Below are 3,324 nucleotides of genomic sequence, written 5' to 3' on the forward strand. Positions count from 1 at the left end.
TGCTGCGCCGCGTCCAGTTGCGCGGACAGGGTGCGCAGTTGGTCAGCGGCTTCGCCATAGCCCCAGGCGTCAAGCTGGCCGATAGCGCCGCGCATCGCCATGCCCGCGCTGGCGGCTTCCTCGGCCAGCCGCATATACTCGGCATCAAGCTGGCGCAGCGCCTCGGCCTGCGCATCCACCGCATCACGGTCGCGCGACAAACTGTCATACAGTTCATTGCCGAGGATCGCCCGGCCCTCGGCCTCATTGTCAAAGATGCCGTCCAGCCGGTCGCGGAAGTCGGCCAACTCCACGGCAGCGTCGCCAATAGCGATCACCGCGCGCTTGCCGAAGGATTCAACACGGGCGGTCAGTTCGCCAAACTTGCGGTCGATCTCGGCAGCGCGGTCAATTAGTTCCGAATCCAGCACCGCGCCTGTTTCATGGGCGCGCTGAATGGTGGCGTTCAATGCAGCCTCGCCCTGGCCGATCAGGATGCCAAGCTGTTCGCCGCCCGCGCCGCCGAAAATTTCTTCCAGCAGGAAGGATCGGCCAGCTTGGTCAAAGTTTTTCAGTTTGCCCAGAATCTCGGTCATCAGGGCCGAGGGGTCTTTCAGCTTCTCTTTCAGGGTCTCGGCGGAATAACCAAGCTTTTGGAACGCAGCAGCACCAGCGCCGGAACCGTCAAGAAAGAACTCACCGGCCCGCAGGTGCATTTCCTTGAAACCATCGGTCAGCGCATCAACGCTGATCCGGTTCTGATCGGCAAGGAACTTCCATTCCTGAAAGACGGTCGTGGAAATGCCTGCGCGGCTGGCCTCGTTTTTCAGGTTCGCCGTTTCCTTGCCGATCCGGGAAACGCTGCTAGCGATCTGATCCAGGCCGCCAACGGCAATCCCGCCCGCCAAGCCGCCCAAGAACGCGCCGCCCAAGCCTTTCAGCGATCCGGGAATAGCATTGAAGGCTTTGCCGATCCTGCCGCCCAAGCCCTCATATTCCGAGGCGATCTTGTTGGCGTTTTGCCGGGCCAGTTGCTCCATGCGCTTTGAAGCGCGCTGTTGCTGGACAATGGCGCGGCCAAAGTCTTTCTCCCATTTGGCGACATTCGCCTCTAGCTTGACCAGCAGGCCGGTTTCATCAAGTGCCATTGTAAACAGTCCTATCGTTACGCTGCTTTCAGCAGGTCAAAAATATCATCGCGGCTATAAAGCCCGCCTTGCTCATGGGCGATGCGCGCCCGGCTAACCGCCATGGCCGAGGCGACAGCCGCGTCAATGCGGCCATTGCTGCGCTGCTTGTGCATTCGCACCAGCCCGGATTGCGGGTTCGTGGACACGGCCACGTTGTTAAAATGGCTGCGCACCACCGGGTCGCCGTCATGGCGGATCAGATCGCCGTTGACCGCCTTGACCAATTCGCCAATGGCGCGACTCATCTGCATCACCGATTGCGGGTGCTGGAACACCGGCAAGGCATCGTCGGCCAGGTTCTGCATCAGCTTGTTGGCAAGATGCGGGTCCACCGCGATCTCTTGCACGTTATAGTGCCCGCAAAGCTCGCGGATATAATCCTCCACCTGCTTTTCGTCGATGATGCCAGCCGGGCAAACCTCGATCAGCCCGGCGTCGGCCCATTCCTGATAGGGCGCGCGGTCCTTGTCGCCCTTGGCTTTCAGATCGGCGGCAGGCACGAAACAGCGGTTGCGCAGGGTGATTTGACCATCATCATGCCGGAAAGCAATGGATACGGACGACAGGTCGCCGGTCTGCGACAGGTCCACGCCGATATAGGCCGGAAGCTGTTCAAGCTCGGATTCATCGGGCTTGCCGTTCTTGTCCAGTTCGGACGGGAAGCACCGGGCATCATATACCGCCAGATCAAACAGCGGGTCGCGGCTGTTCCCCATCCAGCGATTCAAATGATATTGCTGGAACGCATAACCGGCAGCGGGCAGGTTCAGCGCCCGCCGCGCCTTGTTGCGCAGGTCTTTCAGGTCTTGGAAACCATCGGCAAGGCCGGGGTTGCAGCGGTGCCAAACCTGTTCATCGGTCCAGTCGTCGCCTTCCTGCATCTCAAACAGGATCGGCAGCAAGGACGGGTCCACAACCTTGCCAGTCGCCACGTCACGCGCATAAGTATACTGGTCGGCGGCAAAGCCGGTGGCTCCGCGCCCGGCGGTGGTCGCCGTGACCATCAGCCCGTTGCGGCCTTTCGAGATACCGGATTCCAGCACCTCCCACATTTCCGCGCCCGCCGCTTCCTGCCAAGCGTGAATCTCATCCGCCAGGACGAAACTTGGCGTCGTGCCGTTCTGGCGCGAACCATCCGAGGAAACCACTTCCAGCTTGGACTTATAGCCGCGAATGAGACTTTCAATCTCGCGCGCGGCGTTGCGCTGGTTGATGATCTTGGTGGCCTTCATCAAGCGCCGGTCAAGCGCCACCATCTCGCGCGCTTCCTTGAAGGCGATGGATGCCTGCCGTTTGTCACCGGCTGCAAAGACGATTTCCCCGCCCGGCACCTTCTCGGGGCCGATCAGGTGCAGCAGCGCCAGCGCCGCCGATAGCGTGGTCTTGCGGTTGCCGCGCGGAATGTAGAAGAAAACCCGCGTAACAATGCGGTCGCCATCGGCATCGCGCGGCCCGTAGATCGCCCGGATAATACGTTCCTGCCACGGATAGAGAGTAAACGCCTTGCCCGGCGCTTTGCTTTTGGGATGTTGCAAGGCACGCAGGAATTGCACCGCGCGTTCACCCTGCCCGAGGGGGTCAGGGATCGGGCTGTTATCATAGACCCATGCGGGGAAGCTGGATTTCTGCGCCATCAGATCGCCAAGGGGTTCGGGCTGGTGTCGTCGTCGTCGCCATCACCGCCAGCCCCCATGCGGGCGCGGCTGGTCGGCGTCAGACCATATTCGGCGGCAAACTGGCGGGCGGTCTGCATGTAGCGGATTTGCAGCCCGCCCAGCCGCAGATCGGGCAGACCACCGGCCAGCGCCATCGCCTCGCCGATCTGGCGCGCAGCACCCGCAGCAGCACAATAGGCTTCCACGCCCGCCAGATCGGCCTTGGTGATCACGCCGCGCGCGACCAAGAGCGGCAGGACGCGCCGCCATTCGGCTTTTGCGTGGCTGGTCAGATAGGCCGGTGCCGGTGGTGCCTTGGTCAGCGCCTCCGCATCACGGCCAAGGGCAGGCTTGACGCCGCGCAGGTGCTTGCTCATGCCGCGATTACCCTGATTTCCAAGCCCTTCCGACGCCCGATTTCGGCCAGGCCGAGGATGTTGAAGGGCTTGCCGTCCATCACCAGCCGGTCGGCGGTGGTGATCTGCGCCAGCGGATAGCGG

2 protein-coding genes and 1 pseudogene are annotated in these 3,324 nt (G+C 62.1%); all 3 read right to left on the reverse strand.

Annotated features, from left to right (window positions below; genetic code table 11):
- Positions 1–1,127, reverse strand: a pseudogene (locus IT40_RS26055) (hypothetical protein); the annotation flags it as partial.
- Between the two features lie 17 nt (positions 1,128–1,144).
- Entirely contained in the window at positions 1,145–2,803 is a 1,659-nt protein-coding gene (locus IT40_RS26060) for a terminase large subunit (RefSeq protein ID WP_036761371.1), read from the reverse strand.
- Positions 2,803–3,201 carry a P27 family phage terminase small subunit gene (locus IT40_RS26065; RefSeq protein WP_036761372.1) on the reverse strand — a complete coding sequence of 133 codons (399 nt, stop codon included), beginning with the start codon at positions 3,199–3,201 and terminating at the stop codon, positions 2,803–2,805. The genes IT40_RS26060 and IT40_RS26065 overlap by 1 nt, the downstream gene beginning before the upstream one ends.
- Positions 3,202–3,324: the final 123 nt, after the last annotated feature.

Origin of the sequence: Paracoccus versutus, assembly GCF_000763885.1 — a bacterium.
Lineage (GTDB): Bacteria > Pseudomonadota > Alphaproteobacteria > Rhodobacterales > Rhodobacteraceae > Paracoccus > Paracoccus versutus.

Bases quoted from the DNA above. Each gene is read 5' to 3' on its own strand.
- IT40_RS26065 (WP_036761372.1), bottom strand. From the start codon at position 3,201: ATGAGCAAGCACCTGCGCGGCGTCAAGCCTGCCCTTGGCCGTGATGCG.
- IT40_RS26060 (WP_036761371.1), bottom strand. From the start codon at position 2,803: ATGGCGCAGAAATCCAGCTTCCCCGCATGGGTCTATGATAACAGCCCG.